This window comes from Mucilaginibacter sp. P4_G9 (assembly GCF_056400985.1).
This window is the reverse complement of record NZ_JBFUKF010000914.1, coordinates 1-683: the sequence shown is the minus strand read 5'-3', so window position 1 is coordinate 683 and position 683 is coordinate 1. Positions and strand designations below refer to the sequence as shown.

General features: G+C 37.0%; 1 protein-coding gene. It reads left to right on the top strand.

From position 1 onward, the window contains the following. Window positions 1-153: 153 nt before the first annotated feature. The coding region (locus AC1DPZ_RS28530) for a PAS domain-containing protein (RefSeq protein WP_477409894.1) at window positions 154-683 on the top strand (530 nt) is incomplete at its 3' end.

Genomic DNA, 683 nt, shown 5'->3' with positions numbered 1-683 from the left:
GACGAACCCTATAATGATAACACAAATAAAAAGCTAAAGGTGCAGCATACAGCATATTATTCTTTTGCAGTGAAAAAATATTATTACAAATAATACACTTTTTGAGTTTAAATTCTAACTTTATCTCGCAATACCTAAAATCTATCCAAAAAAATGTCTGCTGAGGTTCTACATACTTTACCGGAAGAAATTTTCAAGATTATTTTCGAAAAATCGCCGGGTTCTTTATTAATTAAGGCCAATGCGCCTCATTTTACCATAATGGCTGCAAGTGATACTTATCTTACTATAACCAATGCTACCAGGGAGTTAATTATAGGCAAAAGCTTTTTCCGCGTTTTTCCTGATGATGACAACGATCCCAAAGATGAAACCGGCGCCCGTAAAATATTTACCAAAGTAGCAGAAACGGGTCAAAAAATAGATATCCCAAGTTATAGGTATGATACCAGGGATCCTGAGACCGGCAATTACAACGTTAGATACTGGTCATGTAGTAATGTGCCTTTTTTTTGTGGTGATGGTAACGAAATGTATATTTTAAATACAATTGTAGATATCACCGGTGAGGTAAATGCCAAGCAAGCAGCACAGGAGAGTGAAAACCGCCTTCGGCTGGCTGCGGAAGCTACTGGTTTTGCAACTTTTGATTGGAACTTTAGAGATGAAGAACACATTTGCCC